An 18,312-nucleotide genomic window follows, 5' to 3' on the forward strand; every position below is an offset into this window, starting at 1 on the left:
CTTGCAACTATAAGTATATTAAAAGAAAAGCCGCAACAAGTGCGGCTTTGTAGAAGTAAACGGACTATTACTCTAAGGAGTAGGTAGTCAGCTTAAGCATAGTACAACTAGTTTGGATTTCTAGCCCGTTCACATGCGCCGTCCATCATAGCGCGGTTGTAAGCGCTTTTTGCTTCCTTATATTCCGCTGTCCAAAAGCGACAGGTTTCCCAGTTTTTCTTTTGGCCGTTGAGCCTGCGCATACGTTCTGCGTTTTGCTTATCTAAGTTATCAAGAAGTTGCTTTTGCACACTCGAAGCATGGGCCTGTTGGATATCAACGAGGGATTGAACCGCCGCTTGTTGTGCTTGCTGAACAACGTTAACAGATTGGGCCTGCGCTTGTTGCAGCACCTTTTGCACCAGCTGTTCGGTATCAACACTAGGCGCAGGGTTGATCACAACGGGTTGTTGCTTTGTAGTAGGTGGCGGAGGCGAGGAAGAATTAAGGGCTTTAAACCCTTCGTAAGCGCCGAGCACTGTGCCTAGTGATAGTGTGATGGTGAAATAAAGCTTAACGTAGTTAACTTCCATATACTTAGCTCCCTGTTTTTTTCGCTATATCGCCAATAATTTGCAGTAGTTGGTCTTGGATATCAAGCATATCCTGCGTTTTGGTAGAAGTGTCATTTTTGAGTTGATTGTACTTGTCTCGGTGTTGCTTAGCACTCCACTTGTAACGGTGAACCAGCATAACATCGGATGGTTTGGCCATTCCGTAAGGCGTTTCCATCATGTTGTCTGGACGTATTTTGCAGTATTTCCATGGGCCATCAACGGGTAGGTAGCCTCGATAGATAATGCCAACGAGGTTCTTGATAGTCTGCGTTGGCTTACCCGTTTGTATGTAGCGTTTCACTTGCCTTTCAGATACGCCAAGGTCTTTTGAGGCTTTAGCGTAGTCAAAGCCATAAATAGAGCGTAGCTGTTTAACAAATTCATTATCGTACATGGTGATTTCACTCCTTGTTATAAATCACCGTGTGCGACTGTTAAAAAAGTGCTTGCCCCTGTTTCGTACAGAGAAGAGTATTTTTGCACCCCCCCTATTAGTATCAGGGGGGTGGCGATAACCTCAGCATCTGCGCCGACTGTTGGGACACTGGAAAGTTGGTTTATCAGGAGGCAAGGGGCTTTATTTGTAGTCATGGCTGGTCAACGTGTGCATGTATTAATGTGCTTGGTTCGGCACTGGCCCATGATGACCGCAGTGCAAATTGGTCATCAACTTTATGCGATAGTGGCGCTACTGGAATGTCGCGCTTCGCTACTTTCTTGATTAATCTCGCGTTCATGTCTAGCTTCTAGTTGTGCAAATAACGCACGTAAACAATAAAAGGGAACAAAAATGCCTACTTATTTAGTAAACAAAAGAGCACAGAACAACGGCGACCACGAAGTGCATGAAGACACATGCAACCATCTTCCAGACCTATCAAATAGGATGAATCTAGGCTGGCATGCTGACTGTGTAAGTGCAGTTCGTGAAGCTAAAAAAATGTATAACACTGCAAACGGTTGTAAGTTCTGTAGTGAGTATTGCCATACAAGTTAGTGGCTCTTCTGCCGCGCTACGCTCAGGCTCCGCTTGGCGCGGCATCATCGCCGAAGATAGATATTTTGTGTGTGTTGTCGGCAACACGTTCTTCTTGCAGCTGGGGTCGGCAATGCAGCACTCGGCGCTCACCATCTTTGCGAGCGTGAACAGTGCAATCATTGATATAAGTCAGCGTGTAACCAAACGCCCTGAAATCAGATCCATTTGCGGTGTATTCAGATCCATCTATATCTAAAGTGAAAGTGTAGTGTCGGCCTACGACTTGGCCGTTACGGTATTTAGTCACGGAACCAGTGAACCACGCTTTATTGGCATCAAAGGGAAGCGCTAAAGAAACAGGCCGCTTAGCACGAGGCGAAGAACGGTCATCACTATTAAGAACATAACCACCACTTTGAGGAACTTGAATAGCTTCTTGGAAATTCGCTTGAGCGGATTCGCTAGCGGAGTCACTAAGGGTAAAAAACCATAGCAAATACAGTAACGCGCCAAATAGAAGGGTAAAAGGAATGGCCACAGCAGGGCTTTTAAAGAAATTCTTACCTTGTCCTTTTGTAGTATTGCCGGTTGAGGTCGACTTGTAGAGTTTGTGGACTTCAACGGGGACTTTCTTCCAGTTGACGGGCGTGCCTTTGGTGATGCTGGTTCCGTTAAGCTTGGGGTTGTGTTCGTGGACTCGGGGGCGTCGGTTGAAATAGGGGATGAATTCGAGTCCGTCGAAATACTTGTGTGCATAGGCGTACTGGGAGACGTTTCGAATGTATTTATGGACGCTGGTAATGTCGGGCGTACAGCAGATGATGTCCCAGTTGTACTTGCGGTGTCGCATGTAGGCTTCTTTGAGCGTCTTAGGATAAATGATGTGTCCGTTGTCATTAAATATTACCTCGCCTAAATCATCGATATCGCCGCTTGTTAAATTGTCGGGTTTGTAGTCCTCAAGTGCTTGCATGTGTATATCAAACCACCCATCAGGAAGCGTTTCTTTATGCTTTGAGATAGGCACGTAATCACACGATTCGGGTTTGAATGTGGACTCGGTTGGATAGACGTCTTGCACTTCATCAATCACGACTAAAGCAGTCGGTGGCATCCAGTGATACCAGCGGCGCCAAAGGTGAAGCCCTTTTTCCGTTTGAGAAGACATACGCCAGAGTTTTGCACTTTCAGGGAAGCTTTCTTGTAGGGCGACTTCAATATCTTCGAGCTTCAATAACCCTTCAATGTTGGTGACGACTAAGCGGCCCTTGCGTAGGGCCGGAAGCACTTCAAAGTAAACGGCGCTGGCTGATTTAAACGAACCCGGTGCGCCATGAAAAATAGATGCGGCCATAGTGAGTCCTTAACCTAAAAAGCGCATAACATAGCGAGTGGCATGGGCATTGATAACGACCATCAGCGCATCAACAAACTTGGTATCGATAAAGAACTGACGAATGTCAGGGCTGAGGTTGTTGATTTGGGCGGTAATGCGTGACGCAACTTGGAAGTTTTCAAGTATGGCCTTGGCCACGCCCCAAGAGAACTTGATTGTCTCCAGTGTGATATACAGTTTTATTTCTACCGCTTTAATAACAACCCACGCCCAAAACCGCTGCGCGACACTGGGTACATCATTGGTCATTAAATCCCAAAAGTCGGTGAAGAAGTCTCCGGCCATTTGCGCGGCTCCAGCTTCCCCTTGGTAGCTATCTGCAAAGGCAAACAGGGGCAGGGTAAATAACAAAAATAGAATACTCTTTTTCATAATCAGCTCAGCAATATGTACACGGCATAAATCACAGCAACGAACATAAAGGCCGCTGCCAGTGCTTGGAATAGTTCTTGGAAACGAGACATTGAAAAATCAGTGTCTACGCCAAAGATTTGATGTTTGATTTGACTGTAAGAGCCGCTGAACGATGACAGGCTAAATATGCTGTCCATGTCCGATTGGATCTGTTGACGGAAGTTACCAATATCAGATTTAAGGGATTCAATACTCGCTTCGGTTTCAGCTGTCCACGCATCATTAAACAGTGAATCAAGTGGGCCTTGGCCTTTACGTTCTGTGGTGGTGGTAAACGGTTGCTCGTTTTGATCTTCTTTATCGAGCTTGTCGCTAATCTTTTTAAGTAACTTGTTGCCTTCTTTAGCTAAGCCGTTTCCGTCGATAGCTTCACCCAATAACTTGTTTAGGGTGTTGGCGCGGTCATCGCCCTGAGATGCGAGTTGGTTGATTGCTTCGACTACATCGGTGTTATCGACTTGGCCGTCACCGTCTTTGTCGGTGTCTTGATTGGATTTACACTCTTCAGGATGTGTAGCTTGGTAATCAGGATCCATACACTCGCTGGGTACAACAGGCTTATCACTACTTTCAACACAGAAGAAGTCACCATTAATGTAACCGCAGTTTGGTTCACACTTTGTGTATGTATCACCAGTAAGAGTGTCTGTGACTACTGAGCACTTATCATCAGGATTGGCGTTGCAATAAGCACCGTTGGTTGTCTCATAACAATAATCATCGTTTGGTTGAATATTATCGGGGTCAACTGGTTCATTAGTCGCGCAGTTTACAGGTTCAGAAGAGCCAAGCTCTGGTGGTGTTCTATACATGAAGTTATCAACTTCATATGAACATTGACCGTCTCCATTGGGATTGTCAAAACAAACGTGTGAAACATCATTCAGTGTGAAGTTTATCAGTGATAGTGAATCTTCATGTTGGGCAGGGCATGAGTCAGGGTTTTCAGGTGTATAAGGTTTTGAGCAACGAATATCACTTTCGCCTCCGGCAAGCTGGCCTACGACAACTTCTATGTAATACTCGGGGAACTGCTCTGGTGGGCATGACTTAGTTACTATGTCTTCATGATCTGACATTCGGATATTGTAGCGAAATGTCGTATCCTCTTCGCAACTTGCTTGCTCGGGGTTCCACTTGCCACGATACAAATCTATATAGCCAAGGGTCGCTGTCCACTCACCGGATTTTTCTACAGAGAAAAATTCTGAGCACTGGTTAACCATCAGGCGTTGCATTTCTTGGGTAACAAACCCCATTGCGAGGGATTCACAATTTTCCCGAGTAACCGTTTCATGACGAAAATCGGAATATCTAATCGTGCAAGTTAAGACAGTTTCGGTCTCAACACGAGGTGACTTAAGGTCATCTGGGTCATAACCCAATTCGGGGTCGTAAGCAGCATAAGAAAAGAAAGCGCTTAAGAGCGCTACAAAGTAAAAAACGTATCGCATAGTAAGCGCCTTGGTTGGAAAGGGCGGATGACCGCCCGTTTAGCTGGCTCTAACGCCAGAGGTGAAACCCGCTGTGAACACCAAGATATGTATCACTGCGAGCATGACGGTCGTAACCATTAGCGGCGTAGCAAAGAAACCACAATGCCAATACCAGTAACAATAGCGGTAACGGTGATAACCGCAGTAACCGCCGCAGTGGTATTAGTAGTGGCATCAGTTTGCGCCGCAGTAATTGCAGCAGTATGGTCAACGGCGAACGCCGAAACCGATGCCAGCGCGCCACCCACAACCGCCGATGCCTTTGCGCCTGTTTTAACAAGTTTGCTTTTTAAGATGTTTACTTTTTTCATGGTATGTTTCCTCATTACCAGTGTTAGGTTTTGCCCAATAGCCTGACTACCCAGCCAACGCCGTGAGCGGTTACAAAAGTGGCTAAACACGTAGCGTGTATTAACCCGAAGGTTTCCAAGTCAAATGCAAACAGCGCATTCAACGTGTTAACCAAACTCATATCACTCAGCGTTTGAAGTTCCGATTGGGTCACAAGCACGTAATCACAGGCCGAGCTGGATACTTGCAGCAGACCGTCATTGATTCCGTCTTGAATTACTTCTACACACTGAGCCATTTAAAGATTCCGTTTATAAATTTCGAGGGCTAAAGACAGTTGCAAAAGCTTCCCCAACACACTCGATGAGAGTGCAAACGCAGACTACAAAAACAAGGAAAAAGAATGCTGAAAGGATTCCAAACCCTGTTGCTATCCCATTTTTTTCGATGTCTGCAAAATGCTGGGCCAAGAAAACAAGCCCTAAAAACGAAGGTAAAATGGTTAAACAAACAACTGATAGAAGTATTAGCTTTTGTTTAGCTGAATAAGGTAATTTTGATTCAGACATTTTTATTCCTCTGTTTATCTATCCATTGATCTAAACGTGGCTCTACAAAACGGCGATAGGACCAAGAACCTACGTCACAGATTAGCCCGTAAAACATGATGCCAAGGAAGCCATATATAAACGCCGTACTGGCAATGACTCCAATGTCTTCATTGGTGAACGTTAGGCATTCCATGAGAATTACTTCGCCAGGCGAACATCGGTGACGATGTTGCGGGCCATGTTCTCAGGGTCAGGTGATAGCGTGAGTTCAACCTCGGCTATACCTTCATTAGCGATGTTTGCGACTTTGTTATAAAGCGTTTGGTCGTGGGCCATTTGCACACTCTTAACGGTAAAGCCGCATTTTTGGATATTGTGATCGCCTTGGATGTAATCTTTAGACGGCACAACATATTCAATGCTGTTGAGTTCGTAAGGTTTTGGTTGGCCTGATTTGGTTGATACGCCTTTGCCAAGCATTGCGCCAAGTAGAATTACTTTCATTGTATTTGCTCCATAGGGTTGGAATTTGGCGGTTGAACCAGTGCCATGTTTATGGACTCGGGGATTTCCCAAGGCTCTAAACCAGCCGTAAGTAAGTCGACGATTTGTGAATCGTCTAGCTGTAAAATGTGACGCATGAAGTTGGCGTGTTTGCCGTAACTCTTAGCGTGGTAAACCGATAAGCGCTCATGGTGTAAGCGGCCCTCAAGGGCACGAGGGTTTAAGGGAATATCAAACTTTTCATCAGATATAAAAGAGAGACAAGGATAGCTATTAGCGAAAATGGCATCAGTATTGAGCAAAGCATCAAGGGGAATGACACGGTCAATAGCTCGTAACTCAAGCTCAGCGCGCACCCAATTTTGCTGAGTAGTCGACTCCATTTGCTTGCCTTTTTCGTAGGCTCGAAATAGTTTTCCGTTTTTGCGAGAGCCTACGTATAAAGTGTTGCCACCATTAGCAACCGCATCATATCGTTTTTGCCAACCGTGTTTTTTTCGCCATGCGTCTTGTTGCTCTTGTGTAAGCATTTGCAGCTCTCCGGTTTGGATGTAGGAGAACTTGGGTGGTTGGTTCTTTTTGCAGAATCCGCCCTCAAGCATATAGCGGTGGTAGTCTTCGACGGTCCTTTTCCCTTCATAGTCGTCATAAGCAATATCCAAACGAGTGATTTTGATGTTGGGCATTTTCTTAAGCATGCTGTGCAGCTTGGGGATATCGATTCCAGCACAACCCACACCGCCGAAGGAAATCATGCAGCCGCCATTATTAGCGCCCCAAGCAATCTGACCAGAGGACACGCCATGACGGAATAGGGTGGCTGACTTTTCATAAGTGAATAGGCCGCCGGGGTTTTCTTTGTATGACCATGGTTCAAGGTCGGGACTGTAGCGGTCGGCCTTGGTGGCCACTTCGGTATTAAGCAGTGACATAAACGTATTTAAGTCATTCTCAATAAGGCGTGTCAGTGCTTTGTATTTTTTGGTGTGACGAACCACGGTTTTTAGATAGCTGTTACGGTCTTCGGGTTTATCCAGTTGCTGAACTTTACGGGCAAATTGAAGGTCAGCATGGTGCGACTGCTCAGCGAACAGTAAAAAGTCTTGCTCAAATTCGAGGTCATCAGCCGGTTGCATCGCATTACCGGCGCACTCTAATACGTCTGCACATAGCACCGCGTTGTACGCTTCTTTATAGGTTTTGTAATCACCGTTACCCCAAAGTAGTTTGGCTTCCATCTTGGCACGGGCCATTTCATCAGGGCACATGACGATAGTCAGATAATCGACTTTGGTGATTTGACGCTTAAGCATCGAACGCCCCCGAGTCGAACAGTTCTTGCCAGTTGCTGTCGTCAACGTCGATAAAGTCGAATTCGTCACCTTGGGAATAGTCAATACAAAAGGCGAATGCTTCGGCACGAGAGCGAAACATAATAGGCTGGTCGAGTTCGCTAAAACCCAACGCGTATTCTTCGGTGCCTGGTATGTACTGACAGAAAAATTTCATGGCTACAAGTCCGCGTCAGAAAGAGCAATGCGAAGTTTAGATTGTGTTGAATTACACAAAGACAGCAGTTTGTCGTAATAATCTCTTTGCTTCTGATTAAGCTGGGCTTTGGATTTAGCAGCGGATGAAATGAAGTAATCGGAAGAAGAAATAAGAAACTCAATTTCATTGCTGGTCAATTCGACGGGGCAAGTTGGATTGTTAGCCATTTCTTTATCCTTTTTTGCTTAGACGGCGAAGTAAGAAAAAAGCTGCGACCACAAGAGCAGCCGCAGCAATCGCTTTGCCCGAAAACAGACCGAAGGTGACAGCACAGAATGCAAGAATGAGCACAGTGAAAATCACCGTGGCGTATGCGAATGAATATCCAAGTTCGTATGCTGTCATGTTCAAATCCTTCTAATGTCCGATACTCACCAATACTGGACATATGAACAGTATCGATAAAAAAGGCCTATCATTTCCGACTCGACCCAGTTCACCATTTGGTGAATAATGCGAATCCTAGTTCACCAATTGGAGAACTGTCAAGATATTATTTCACCAAGAAGTGAACTAGAATTAGAAGCGCAGAGTTGGAGGCCATATGTTTAGCGCAGAATTAATTGAAAAATATAAAGTTTTCAAAGGTTACACCCAAGATAAACAAGTAGTAGCAGATCTAGAGGCGATAAGCGCTGGTCGGCTAAGTGAAATTAAAAAAGGAAAACGACATTTAACACCTAACCAATGTATTTTCTTAGCTGAATCAATTGGCATGGATTACAAAGAAGCGTTAGTGCAACTTGCTATTGAGAAGTCTAAGAACGAGAAAGAAAAGAGTGCTTGGGAAGACGTAGCAAAAAAGATTAGTGCAGCATGTGCTGCTTTGGTGTTGGTATTGGGACTCGGCCAACAACCAGCAGAAGCGCCTGCTTCTGTGTAATAACGACCTCCCATAAATTAGATTATGTTAAATTAGATACTACGCCTATTTGGCGTAGCCATTGGGCTATGTAATTGAGCAACGGCAAGGCCCACCATTAAGATGCACGCTGCACTAATCTTTTTTAGAGCATCCTCCCAAAGTGATTTCTCTTTGCCTGTTTTCGCTTTTTCTGCGGCTAAGTTTAGTAATGCTTCTTTTGGGTCTATACCTATCGATTCAGCTAAGAAAATACATTGCCCAGCGGTTAAATGTCTTTTTCCTGCTCTGATTTGAGTAATGTGTCCCTTGTGGCAAGTTTCTAAATCAGCCATCACTTGCTTGTCTTGCGAATACCTTTTGTGTTCTTTGTATTTATCTATCAATTCAACGCTGAACGTCATAATAATTCCTCTAGCAATTTATAATAGTATACGGCCATATCCCCTCTATTTGTACATTGACAGCAGTCAAGATTGGTAACTAGAATCCCTACGCAAGAGCCAAGTTTGGTAACTAAGGGATTGAAAATGCTTTCACAGACAACTTTAAAAACAACGCTTCTCAACAGGTCGATACTAACCAACTTTATTTCTCTCCTTTTTTGTAAAGCTATGTTTTTAAGTTCTGCATTTGCTTCGCAGCACTTTGCAGATGTTGATATGAATGGCGTTTCTGTTGCATTCGGTTTTCTCAGTGCCGTTTATTTCATTGCAATTGTCGTTTCCCTTTGTGGCCTTGATGATCATTTAGGTAAAACCAAACCAAACAGGGATGGAGACGAAGATGCTTAGTTTTATCTACACCACAATTTTGACCATTTCTGTCTTTGGCCTCCTTGGTCTTTGCATAGGAGTTGCCCTAGCTACCTATATCGATTCAAAGATTTCAGCTAAAAATAACGGTGAACGATCATGCTAGTCGCCAGTAAACCCGCACTGAATCAAAGTGTGCTAAATCCAATTACTACCGCTATTGAGTTAACTTCTGGCTTGGGTGTTGAGTCTCAACGTGTTCGCCCATTGCAACGCCCTCACCATGAAACCGAGGTCGAGAATTACTGGGGTGACGGCAAAGTCAAAATTAACGCCCCAGTCTCAGACCCATTTAGGTCACGCATATACACTCAAGAAAACGCATGTAACCACCATCGCGAACGCATTTTTAGACGCCACTCTGACATTGCTGTCATGATGGCCAACGGCTACAAAATCATTGAAAAGTTTCATGGTTATGTAGAAGCAAACCGCCGTCTTGATGCTGCTGATAAAGCGTTAACACTTCATGATATTAGCTTATCTGTGCCGGATGATGACATTTGCGACATTGCAGACAGGCGAGCTTATTTACTTTCACGCAAGCGAGCTAAGTACGGGCCAACGCTCAAAACTTACTATCAATGCGCTGAGTACGTGCGTAAATACGACATTGCTCCCCCAGAGCTTCCCGAGTATTTCACTTGTGCGCCTTACTATAGAAATCTGCTTGATTCGGTTTCGGCTTTTGAAAATCTAGCAGCGGCCATTAATCGCATGTGTTGTGACCTTTGGTGGCGTAGGAACCTGCGCAAGCTAAAGGCATTTCGCGTTGAGCAGTTAGCACGAGATTTAAGACTCGTACATAAAAAAGCCCACCCTTATGTTAGCCAACATTCTCTTTTTGAGCGCCGCAACCGAAAAGCTAAGACAGACGCCCTACTTTCAGATCTATTCGTAGTTCCTGATGATGCTAACTTCATGCAAGATTTTGAATCGCTTGCTGACATAGCATCACGCTCTCATACGTCAGGCAAGCAACAAGCTGCTGAATTAATGGTGCGTATTCGTGGCTTTGAAGAACTTGCCCAGATGCTTGGCCATAAAGGTGAGTTTTACACAATCACAGCACCTTCTCGATTTCATTCAGTTAATCGCACAGGTTTTCCCAATGCTAAATATCAGTTCCTTAGCCCTGCTGATGCTCAATCATATTTCAATGATTTATGGGCCCGTGCACGCGCTCGCTTTGCAAAGGCAGGAATCAAGCCCTACGGCTTTCGAGTTGTTGAGCCTCATCATGATGGTTGCCCTCACTGGCACATGCTTTTATTTCTCGAAAAAGGCGAATCGGCAAAAGTTCGTAAAATCCTTAGCGAACTTGCTACGAAGGATACGCCAGAAGAAGTAAAGACAAAGGCAACCCGCTTTAAAGCTATTCGCATAGATCCAGCTAAAGGCTCAGCTGCTGGATACATTGCTAAGTACATAACCAAGGGCATTACAGGCGATAACTTAGATAAAACCACTTGCCCCCAGGGCGGTGACTTGAATGTATCAACTAACCAGGCGGCCGAAAGTGCCACCACCTGGGCAAGCAATTTTAATATTCGCCGCTTCCAACAAATCGGCGGCCCTACTGTTTCAGCATGGCGCGAACTGCGCCGCCTAGGCCAAGGCGCAACAGGCCAATGTGAGGTAGCAAACGCTATGAACACCGACTTAAACAACATTGAACAATTCGCCCTTGAGAAAGTACGCGCTGCAGCTGATTCGAGTGATTGGGCTGCATTTTGTATTGCGATGGGCGGTGTTCAAGTTAAACGCAAAGACCAGACCGTCAGACTTCATTACCAAGTTCCCGACATAGTAGACCGCATTACTGGAGAGATTAGTCGCGCCGAGGGTCTGTCACCGATGTTTAAAACGAAATACGGCGACCAGCCTAACCGCCGCATCTTGGGCGTGTCTTGGGATTCGGTCGTTGTACTAACAAGAAAAGGCACATCAATGGTCATGACTGAGAAGCAAATCGCAGCCCAGCGCAAAGTAATGATTGGAGTAAGAGATTCTATCGATGCCTTTTACGAGGACGGTTTCCTGATGGAGCCTAGTCGTGAAGAAATGGCATTTTTAGAGTCCATGTGTGTCGAGGACACGCAAAATATGTGTCTTTTTATGGATTACGAAGCATTGCAAGGCAACGTATCCAGTGACGATATTCCTTATTTAGGCTCGGAAAATTTTAGCGCGCAGCAGCGTGAATTTTCGAGCAGACAAGACGCGAACAGGGCCATTGGATCCACTCATGGTGATGCGTCGCGTCAGGAACACCCAAACACTGAAAATCATGAGGCGCAGCCTCATGACTCGGACTTGTGTCATTAACTGTAACCCCGACCAAACAACCATAGGAAACCTAAATTATGAACGTAGAAGGCGCAATCACAGACCTAAATAAAGTCAATCGCACAGATGACAAGAACGCCCCTTTGCCTGTTACTGGTGAGTTTAAATTGCATGTTAAAAACCCAGCGCAGATTCTGACCGTGAAAGTCACGGCCGACCAAATGGAGCAAGGTCTATTTGAACAGCTTCAAAAGCTTGAATCTGATCCAAACGGTTGGGGGCTAAAACCCTGCACTCTAAATATCGAATATTACGAAGGCGCGAACGTAGCTCGTCAGATGGACTGGAAAGGCTTCCGTCTGCACTCCGTAGCCTCTGAGAGTAAAAAGGTTAGTTAGTCGTGGACGTAACAAATCTAACGCAACAAGAAATTGATTCCATCGTTAACGCGCTGTTCTTGACCGTTATTGGCGGCGTGATGGTGGCCCTTGTTGCTTACGACTTGTTGTTCTCATTCTGTCGTTTTGTTGCTAGGTGCCTTGGCTTACGTTCCCAGCCTAAGAGCAACGTTCGCTTAGCCAATTCAAACGAACAGATGTTTGGCGACAAGGACGACTAATGGAAACCGTGAATATAAACCCTGAGCAAATACAGCAACTCATTGAGGCGGTTTATTACCTTGGCCGCTGTATTTTCTATTCAACGATGTGCATTTGTCTTTGCTTAGGGTTCAACGCTTGGGAGTCATCAGCGAAATGATTGAGCTATCCGAGTTTATCTCATTTTGCATTGGAGCTTACGCCGTTGGCTGGAGCTGCACTGCAATTTTGTACGTCTTCCGCCGATTAGCGTGGATGGCAACTTAAACCAAAAAGGAGAAAATCATCATGGGCAAACAAATCGAAACCATGAAAAACGAAAACGGGGTGTATCAGGCCACTGACGCGCCCACCAAGAAACGCCGCACAGCTGTGCAAGTTCTGGTTGGTCTAGGTGCATTAGCGTCTGGTAATGCTATGGCCGTAGTACCGGAGGCAGCAACCAACGCCATGACGCAAGTTCAAACCGATGGCCTAGCGCTCATTGATTTAGCATGGCCTGTTGCTGCATCTATCATCGGTGGCTTCATTCTGCTTCGTCTGTTCAAGCGTGCAGCTCGCGCAGCTACCTAACCGATAGGAGGCAACCCCAGTGCAAATATTCATTAACCTTTGCAGGCTAATGGCGATGTCATTAATCGCACTGGGGTTCGCCTACTCTACCCCAGCCCATTCTGCTAACGGTTATAAGTGGTCGAGCTGTTCTAAAGTATCAGCAAAGCAAAATGGTCAAGGCGTCTATGCCGTTACTGTTGAGGGTGTCCCCGATATATTCTACCAAGACCAACTACCGGACGCTTTGAGTGGTGCGCGACTTACTTTCGGTCAAGAGCCTAACCAGAAAGAGTTTACCTATGAACATTCAAATGGCTCAGCTCGAATAAAATTTACTAATCCCGATACATCTTATTATTTTGAACTCAGCTGCACAGTCGACCTTCAAATGCCTATGGATAGCTGCGCTACATTCGAGGGTGAAGTCGTCGGGTCATATTACACAGACCAAAATTTGTGCCTTAGCTACAACGGTCGTAACTGCCAATCTACGTGCTTTCAAGGCGGTGTGTGCATATCGAACAACACACCGGACGGAGAAAACTTTCTTCACTACATCACACCACAGTCATGCGATGTGCCCAATGGTGATGACTTCATAGAGCCATGCCAAACCGAAGATTGTACGGGCGGTGGTGACAATGGTGGCGGTGATGGTGATGGAGGTGGCGATTCTGGTGGTGATAATGGCGGCGGTGACGGTGATGGAGGTGGCGACTCTGGTGGAGACAATGGCGGCGGTGATGGCGATGGAGGTGGTGACTCTGGTGGCGATAATGGCACGGGTGACAACTGGCCCGATAACTACTCTACCGAGCAAGGCCAAGGCGAGATAGTAACCGCTGTCGAGAACCTACAAACTGAAACCGAAAAAATCACCGATTCTGTAGACGGTATCGAGGGCCAACTTGATGGAATTCGAGAGCAATTGGAATGGGGTGGCCCCGAACAAGGTGAAGCCGCTGCCGAGGGTGTAGCCCTTCCCGATTTAAGCGAGTCCGGCGATATTGTCTCTGGCCATAACGACACACTGGAGCAAATCAATGAAGCCATCAGTGAGGACGCAATCCAAGGATTAAGCCCAACATCTTACGATTCGATCCCTCAGCTGTTTGCCAAGGCCGCTGACAACTGCACCAGTGTTAACTTGTTAGGCATGGCCGAATTCAATCCATGCGGCAAGTTTGCGCAGATACGAACATTCTTGGAATGGGTCGTGGCCGTCTTATTTATCCTGTTCATCATCTATCGCCTTGATGCTGACATTAAGAAAGTGAGGTTAACCTAATGCCCGTTATTATCGCCTTTCTAGGCGCACTCGTTAGTCGTATTGGTATCTGGTTTATGACGCTGCTTATCACTGGCGTTATAAAGAACATCGCGATAGGTCTAGCTGCGTTTGCTATCTATGCAGCTGCCATAACAACTTTTCTATTTTGGGTGGATGACCTCTTAACCGAAACTATCAATGGCTTAGGCCCAATCACCCAAGGCTTATTGTCCACATGGATATCATGGCTCCCAGCAAACATGCCCTACTATGTCGGCTTGATATTGTCTTACTACGTGACTAGCGCCACCTTTATGATAGGCCTAGAAATTAAGAAATTCAGACAGCGCTTAGCTGAGAAATCAACGCGCAGGTTCCTAGCCTAATGGCGGTCTATGTTGTCACGGGAAAACTGGGAGGCGGCAAAACGTTAATGTCTGTCTCCCGTATCCGTGAATACCTGTTAGCGGGTCGTAAGGTTGCTACGAACCTCGACATCTATCCCGAAAAGATGCTTGGTAAATACATGAAGAACACCAAGCTATTTAGATTACCGGACATACCTGACATACAAAGTTTGAAAGCCCTGCCCCTTGGCTATGAAGGTGAGAAGATAGATGAATCCCGCAACGGCTTATTAGTGCTAGATGAATGCGGGATATTCTTAAACTCGCGTAACTGGAAAGACCCAGAGCGCGCACCCGTGAACGCGTTTTTTAAACTCCTTCGAAAACTGCGCTGGGACGCAATCTTAATCATTCAGGACATTGAGAATCTAGACTCTGACGCACGGCGAACCATTGCCGAGCATGTAGTTTACTGTAAACGTACAGACCGAATGACCTTGCCCCTCATTGGCCCCTTGGTGAAACTAGCTTGGGGTGACAGGATGCCCCTTCCTAAAATCCATGTTGGAACCGTGCGCTATGGCACTCAGGCCAATGCGGCCAAGGTCGATACATGGGTATGCCGTGGCACAGGCATATTCGATTGCTACGAAACCGAGCAACTGATTGCAGAAACAGGCGATTTTAACGACTACTACGGCCTAACGACCATGCTCCCCAGCTGGTACACACATGGTCGTTACACAAACAAATGGAGCGATTTTAAACATGCAGTTAAAAACCTCAAAGTTAAGAGCTGGCACTTTTTTTGTGTTGGGGCGTTGATGGCCGCGACCGCTGTTAACGCCCTAGTGACGTTTGAACCTGAGCTTCCGAAAAAAGGCATGTTCACTTGCAACGAAGTCTACGAAAACCTATACGGCTCTTGTGATGCTGACCCCATAGCCCCTTATGAATATTACTATCCTAAGCCTGAGAAAAACGAAAAGGATCTGTCCACTTCCCCGTTAATGACACAGTTCTAAATTAGAATCTTCCAGTTTTGCTCGGTAAGCAGCCGGTGGCAGGTTTCCGAGACTTTCATGGGTTCTTTCTTCGTTATAATCCAATCGCCAGAACCAAGCCATATCTCGCACTTGGCTGAGATTCTCAAACAAGTAGGCATCAAGAAACTCTCTGCGGAATGAACCGTTAAAGCGTTCAACAAAGCCATTTTGCTGCGGCTTGCCAGGCTGGATATACATCAGCTCAATGTGATTGGCCTCGCACCAATCAGTCAGGGTGGCCGATATTAACTCTGGGCCATTATCTACGCGCAGCTGATTCGGTAATCCGCGCTCAGCCTTAAGCTGCTCTAACACGCGTACGACACGGCTAGCGGGCAACGAGGTATCCACTTCAATTGCAAGGCACTCTCGCGTTCCTTCGTCCACCACATTTAACGTTCTGAATCGTTTACCGCAATACAATGTGTCATGCATAAAATCGAGCGCCCATTGGTGATTGGCTTGCTCCTGCACTTCTAAGGGCTGAACAATTCGCTTGGGTAGCACACGTTTCGTTCTTCGTTTTAGGTTCAGCCCCATCTGGCAATACACGCGATAAACGCGCTTATGGTTGAAGGGAAAGCCTTTGAAGCGCATTCGGCCAAAACACTTCCAGAAGCCTGCTCGTGGCGACTTCTCAAGCTCGGCATTGATAGCATCAATGACAGCAGCATCTGCTTTACGCCAGTCTCGTTCAGGGCGATAAAAGGTCGAACGGCCAATGCCAACAAACAGACAAGCCCTTACGATACTTAGCCCCGCACCAACCATTACGCTGACGCATTCTCGTTTATCCGCTGTCACCAACCCTTTTTTGCGAAAAGCTCCTTAATCGCATGATTTTCCAAACTAACATCTGCAAACATCTTTTTAAGCTTGGCATTTTCCTCTTCAAGCTCCTTCAACCGTTTGACGTCAGAGGCTTCCATCCCACCGTATTTGGACTTCCAGTTGTAATAGGTTGCACTACTGATACCGTGCTGACGGCACACTTCCTCAACCTTCCTACCCGCATCGACTTCTTTTAATACTGCGATGATCTGAGATTCTGTATAGCGTGATTTTTTCATAGTCGTCTCCTGCATTAATCATTACAGAAAACTCTAATTATGTCTGTCTCAGTTTATGGGAAGTGGACAGATCAAAACGAGGAAATGGATCTCTCATCCTACGGCAAACTCCTAGTTGGCAAAGAACGTAAGAAGGTTAAGGACGACACAATTTATATTGCTGGCTGGCACTTAACAACCAAAGGTATACAAATGAACTTTGCCGATGGCCAAGGCGATACTTACTACCCAATGAGCTATAAAGTTAGAAAGCTTGGTGACTGTGTGGCCGAAGTAGAAATTGAAGGTAAAAGGCAACGTATAACGTGCATGCCAGATGAAATGGCTAACCCGAATCTAATCGACAATACAACAAGTGGTTAGTGTGTGCGCTCGCCCCTTTTTTGGGGCGCGTACACACTAACGCGATTACCTAATAATCAATTCTAAATATAACCCTATGTCACTGGTGACACTATGCCGACACGTAACCAGCGCTATGAACAAGCACAACGTAACAAAGGTCTAACAAAGAAAACTTACTGGGTTCCGGCTCATGCTGAAATCGAGATTATGCAAATGATAGATTATCTTAAAGAACACCCAGACCATGTACCCTACATGGCCCGTTCTTTAAAGACTGGCAAAATGGCTAAGGTTACATGATGAACGGGTATCGCTACCCGTTCATGTAGGCCGCATGTTTTTGGTGAGTAACTTCGCTTAGGTTCTCGGCCGCAGCTCGCCTCTTGGCGACCTATTCTTAATTTGAAGAAACCAACCCCCGAGCGCTAGCGCGCTCCCTTGCCAAGCCCTTCCAAACCTTCAGGCAACGCAAAATAAAGAAGTTAAAACAATGACATGTAACAAACGGCGCGATGTTTAATAAAGGAGTAACGTCATGTATGACAATGAATTCATCGCTAACCTAAACAAATCCTTCTCTCTTGACCATAAAAAGGGTGCTCACACTCTTGGGGTTAGCTTAAAGACATACAAATCTTATCGAAAAAATGGCAACGCCCCTATCCCAGTCAAAAAATTAGCGTCAATCATCGCTCGAGGCTACCTACCAGACGAAGGCCCTTGGAAATTTTTTTATATTGACTCGGATAACAGTTTAATTTCACCTTATGGCATTATATCTGCTGGTGACATTGCTTTTTATCATCGAAAGAAATGGGCGGCAGAAAAATACCGAGAAGAATATAATAAACTCAAGGAAAAGGTTGATAACACTAAAGAGCTCAACGAAGTTCAAGATAAACTGCTCGATTTACTTGTTTTTGTCCAAAGTAAAGTAGGATAAAAACAATATAAAGCAGTCTGGAGTTTTTATATAAACTTCAGACTGCACTAATTAGATTATGTTAAATAGAGTTTAAACCTATTTAACCAACATCAATTCGTCTAGTTAATGTGGTGATTCTCATAAGAACTCAGAATGACCTCTTATTCTGAAATGTGACTTTATTGTTTATTTTATGTTGCAGCTAGAGTTTGTCCAAAGGCAACCTCTTCCGCCTCGGCTTTTTTCACCTTGAAACGAATTTGTCACCAAACTGATTTTTCATTTTGCCGGTCATCCAGCCTTGAGGACAACTCCAAAGCAAAAAAACAAAGCCCCGTGAGTACGAGGCTTTGATTTAAAACGTTTACATCATTCCACTACTATTTAAAACAGCCTTGAAACAAGACTTTC

Annotated in this window: 29 protein-coding genes; 13 read left to right on the top strand and 16 right to left on the bottom strand. The window is 45.4% G+C overall.

Annotated elements, in window-relative coordinates:
- Window positions 1-107 precede the first annotated feature (107 nt).
- From PRUTH_RS05350 to PRUTH_RS19110, 14 genes are all read right to left on the bottom strand, one after another.
- Complete coding sequence (locus PRUTH_RS05350) at window positions 108-572, bottom strand: hypothetical protein (protein ID WP_151172765.1); 465 nt, start codon at window positions 570-572, stop codon at window positions 108-110.
- Window positions 573-576: 4 nt separating this feature from the next.
- A complete protein-coding gene (locus PRUTH_RS05355) occupies window positions 577-990 on the bottom strand; it encodes a hypothetical protein (protein WP_151172766.1) in 414 nt (137 codons plus the stop codon).
- A 625-nt stretch (window positions 991-1,615) separates the two neighbouring features.
- A complete protein-coding gene (locus PRUTH_RS05365) occupies window positions 1,616-2,929 on the bottom strand; it encodes a zonular occludens toxin domain-containing protein (protein ID WP_151172768.1) in 1,314 nt (437 codons plus the stop codon).
- A 9-nt stretch (window positions 2,930-2,938) separates the two neighbouring features.
- Complete coding sequence (locus PRUTH_RS05370) at window positions 2,939-3,343, bottom strand: DUF2523 family protein (RefSeq protein WP_151172769.1); 405 nt, start codon at window positions 3,341-3,343, stop codon at window positions 2,939-2,941.
- A 2-nt stretch (window positions 3,344-3,345) separates the two neighbouring features.
- Complete coding sequence (locus PRUTH_RS05375) at window positions 3,346-4,839, bottom strand: hypothetical protein (protein ID WP_151172770.1); 1,494 nt, start codon at window positions 4,837-4,839, stop codon at window positions 3,346-3,348.
- Window positions 4,840-4,958: 119 nt separating this feature from the next.
- Window positions 4,959-5,192: a hypothetical protein gene (locus PRUTH_RS05380; protein ID WP_151172771.1), complete on the bottom strand. Its 234-nt coding sequence runs from the start codon at window positions 5,190-5,192 to the stop codon at window positions 4,959-4,961.
- A gap of 23 nt (window positions 5,193-5,215) precedes the next feature.
- Complete coding sequence (locus tag PRUTH_RS05385; RefSeq protein WP_257221044.1) at window positions 5,216-5,470, bottom strand: hypothetical protein; 255 nt, start codon at window positions 5,468-5,470, stop codon at window positions 5,216-5,218.
- 13 nt (window positions 5,471-5,483) lie between these two features.
- The gene (locus tag PRUTH_RS05390) at window positions 5,484-5,741 is read right to left on the bottom strand and encodes a hypothetical protein (RefSeq protein WP_151172772.1); all 258 of its coding nucleotides are present in this window, start codon (window positions 5,739-5,741) and stop codon (window positions 5,484-5,486) included.
- A complete protein-coding gene (locus PRUTH_RS05395) occupies window positions 5,734-5,916 on the bottom strand; it encodes a hypothetical protein (RefSeq protein WP_151172773.1) in 183 nt (60 codons plus the stop codon). Before PRUTH_RS05395 ends, PRUTH_RS05390 begins: the two co-directional genes overlap by 8 nt.
- A gap of 5 nt (window positions 5,917-5,921) precedes the next feature.
- Window positions 5,922-6,227, bottom strand: a complete 306-nt coding sequence (locus PRUTH_RS05400; RefSeq protein ID WP_151172774.1) for a CTX-RstB family phage integration protein — start codon at window positions 6,225-6,227, stop codon at window positions 5,922-5,924.
- Complete coding sequence (locus tag PRUTH_RS05405) at window positions 6,224-7,540, bottom strand: replication initiation factor domain-containing protein (protein WP_151172775.1); 1,317 nt, start codon at window positions 7,538-7,540, stop codon at window positions 6,224-6,226. Before PRUTH_RS05405 ends, PRUTH_RS05400 begins: the two co-directional genes overlap by 4 nt.
- Window positions 7,533-7,736: a hypothetical protein gene (locus tag PRUTH_RS05410; RefSeq protein WP_138547270.1), complete on the bottom strand. Its 204-nt coding sequence runs from the start codon at window positions 7,734-7,736 to the stop codon at window positions 7,533-7,535. The genes PRUTH_RS05405 and PRUTH_RS05410 overlap by 8 nt, the downstream gene beginning before the upstream one ends.
- 2 nt (window positions 7,737-7,738) lie before the next feature.
- Window positions 7,739-7,945: a hypothetical protein gene (locus tag PRUTH_RS05415; protein ID WP_151172776.1), complete on the bottom strand. Its 207-nt coding sequence runs from the start codon at window positions 7,943-7,945 to the stop codon at window positions 7,739-7,741.
- 4 nt (window positions 7,946-7,949) lie between these two features.
- A complete protein-coding gene (locus tag PRUTH_RS19110) occupies window positions 7,950-8,123 on the bottom strand; it encodes a hypothetical protein (RefSeq protein WP_170268894.1) in 174 nt (57 codons plus the stop codon).
- A 199-nt stretch (window positions 8,124-8,322) separates the two neighbouring features.
- Between PRUTH_RS19110 and PRUTH_RS05420 the strand changes: the two genes are divergently transcribed.
- On the top strand, window positions 8,323-8,661 hold the full coding sequence (locus PRUTH_RS05420; protein WP_138547269.1) for a DUF3693 domain-containing protein: 339 nt from the start codon (window positions 8,323-8,325) through the stop codon (window positions 8,659-8,661).
- A gap of 32 nt (window positions 8,662-8,693) precedes the next feature.
- Here the strand turns inward: PRUTH_RS05420 and PRUTH_RS05425 are convergent, their stop codons facing one another.
- On the bottom strand, window positions 8,694-9,044 hold the full coding sequence (locus tag PRUTH_RS05425) for a DUF3693 domain-containing protein (protein ID WP_151172777.1): 351 nt from the start codon (window positions 9,042-9,044) through the stop codon (window positions 8,694-8,696).
- 126 nt (window positions 9,045-9,170) lie between these two features.
- Between PRUTH_RS05425 and PRUTH_RS05430 the strand changes: the two genes are divergently transcribed.
- The 9 genes from PRUTH_RS05430 (at window position 9,171) to PRUTH_RS05465 (ending at window position 15,540) form a co-directional block, all read left to right on the top strand.
- Window positions 9,171-9,434: a hypothetical protein gene (locus tag PRUTH_RS05430; RefSeq protein ID WP_151172778.1), complete on the top strand. Its 264-nt coding sequence runs from the start codon at window positions 9,171-9,173 to the stop codon at window positions 9,432-9,434.
- 396 nt (window positions 9,435-9,830) lie between these two features.
- The gene (locus PRUTH_RS05435) at window positions 9,831-11,783 is read left to right on the top strand and encodes a replication endonuclease (protein ID WP_257221045.1); all 1,953 of its coding nucleotides are present in this window, start codon (window positions 9,831-9,833) and stop codon (window positions 11,781-11,783) included.
- A gap of 38 nt (window positions 11,784-11,821) precedes the next feature.
- Window positions 11,822-12,142, top strand: coding sequence for a hypothetical protein (locus PRUTH_RS05440; protein ID WP_239408205.1), 321 nt, complete (start codon window positions 11,822-11,824; stop codon window positions 12,140-12,142).
- Window positions 12,143-12,144: 2 nt separating this feature from the next.
- Complete coding sequence (locus PRUTH_RS05445) at window positions 12,145-12,363, top strand: hypothetical protein (RefSeq protein WP_151172781.1); 219 nt, start codon at window positions 12,145-12,147, stop codon at window positions 12,361-12,363.
- Entirely contained in the window at window positions 12,363-12,503 is a 141-nt protein-coding gene (locus PRUTH_RS19115) for a hypothetical protein (protein ID WP_170268896.1), read from the top strand. The genes PRUTH_RS05445 and PRUTH_RS19115 overlap by 1 nt, the downstream gene beginning before the upstream one ends.
- A gap of 128 nt (window positions 12,504-12,631) precedes the next feature.
- Entirely contained in the window at window positions 12,632-12,916 is a 285-nt protein-coding gene (locus PRUTH_RS05450; RefSeq protein ID WP_151172782.1) for a major coat protein, read from the top strand.
- Between the two features lie 49 nt (window positions 12,917-12,965).
- Window positions 12,966-14,186: a hypothetical protein gene (locus tag PRUTH_RS19205; RefSeq protein WP_179954354.1), complete on the top strand. Its 1,221-nt coding sequence runs from the start codon at window positions 12,966-12,968 to the stop codon at window positions 14,184-14,186.
- Complete coding sequence (locus PRUTH_RS05460) at window positions 14,186-14,554, top strand: hypothetical protein (protein WP_151172783.1); 369 nt, start codon at window positions 14,186-14,188, stop codon at window positions 14,552-14,554. Before PRUTH_RS19205 ends, PRUTH_RS05460 begins: the two co-directional genes overlap by 1 nt.
- The gene (locus PRUTH_RS05465; protein ID WP_151172784.1) at window positions 14,554-15,540 is read left to right on the top strand and encodes a zonular occludens toxin domain-containing protein; all 987 of its coding nucleotides are present in this window, start codon (window positions 14,554-14,556) and stop codon (window positions 15,538-15,540) included. Before PRUTH_RS05460 ends, PRUTH_RS05465 begins: the two co-directional genes overlap by 1 nt.
- Here PRUTH_RS05465 and PRUTH_RS05470 read toward each other — a convergent pair.
- A protein-coding gene (locus PRUTH_RS05470; protein ID WP_151172498.1) for an IS3 family transposase occupies window positions 15,523-16,631 on the bottom strand; the annotation gives its coding sequence in 2 pieces (ribosomal slippage) (window positions 15,523-16,382 and window positions 16,382-16,631; 1,110 coding nt in all). The two genes, PRUTH_RS05465 and PRUTH_RS05470, sit on opposite strands and share 18 nt — an antisense overlap.
- Window positions 16,632-16,715: 84 nt before the next feature.
- On the opposite strand from PRUTH_RS05470, the gene PRUTH_RS05475 reads away from it, so the two are divergent.
- The 3 genes from PRUTH_RS05475 to PRUTH_RS05485 all read left to right on the top strand — a co-directional run bounded on the left by PRUTH_RS05475 (window position 16,716) and on the right by PRUTH_RS05485 (window position 17,919).
- Window positions 16,716-16,994 (top strand): hypothetical protein, encoded by a 279-nt coding sequence (locus PRUTH_RS05475; RefSeq protein ID WP_151172785.1) that lies wholly within the window; start codon window positions 16,716-16,718, stop codon window positions 16,992-16,994.
- Between the two features lie 93 nt (window positions 16,995-17,087).
- Window positions 17,088-17,276, top strand: a complete 189-nt coding sequence (locus tag PRUTH_RS05480) for a hypothetical protein (protein ID WP_151172786.1) — start codon at window positions 17,088-17,090, stop codon at window positions 17,274-17,276.
- A 235-nt stretch (window positions 17,277-17,511) separates the two neighbouring features.
- Window positions 17,512-17,919 (top strand): hypothetical protein, encoded by a 408-nt coding sequence (locus PRUTH_RS05485; protein ID WP_151172787.1) that lies wholly within the window; start codon window positions 17,512-17,514, stop codon window positions 17,917-17,919.
- The last annotated feature ends 393 nt before the right edge of the window (window positions 17,920-18,312 follow it).

Origin of the sequence: Pseudoalteromonas ruthenica (assembly GCF_008808095.1) — a bacterium.
Taxonomy (GTDB): Bacteria; Pseudomonadota; Gammaproteobacteria; order Enterobacterales; family Alteromonadaceae; genus Pseudoalteromonas; species Pseudoalteromonas ruthenica.